The following is a 385-nucleotide window of genomic DNA, read 5'->3' as shown; positions in this document are numbered from 1 at the left end:
CGTGGCCCGAGTAGAACTCGCTCGCCGTGCGGGCGTGCAGGGCGATGGATGCCACCCCGGCACCCTCGGCGATGCGACCGGCCTCGAGGTAGGTGAGGTGATCGGCGTCGATGCCTTTTCGCATCTTGATCGTCAGCGGAGTGCTGCCGGCGGCACGCACGGCTCGCTCGACGATCTCGCGGAACAGGGAGGTCTTCCACGGCAGCGCGGCACCGCCGCCGCGGCGGGTGACCTTCGGCACGGGGCACCCGAAGTTGAGGTCGATGTGGTCGGCGTGGTCTTCATCGACGATCAGGCGCACGGCCGCTTCGACGGTGGCCGGGTCGACGCCGTAGAGCTGGATGGAGCGCGGGGTCTCGGACTCGTGGTGACGGATGAGCCGCAT

The 385-nt window shown here is 69.4% G+C and carries 1 protein-coding gene; it reads right to left on the bottom strand.

Features of this window, described 5'->3' with window-relative positions:
• The coding region (locus ARTB_RS21440; RefSeq protein WP_243182286.1) for a tRNA-dihydrouridine synthase family protein at nucleotides 1-385 on the bottom strand (385 nt) is incomplete at both ends.

The organism is Arthrobacter humicola (genome assembly GCF_022803015.1).
Lineage (GTDB): Bacteria > Actinomycetota > Actinomycetes > Actinomycetales > Micrococcaceae > Arthrobacter > Arthrobacter humicola_A.
This window is presented reverse-complemented; position numbering and strand designations above follow the sequence as displayed.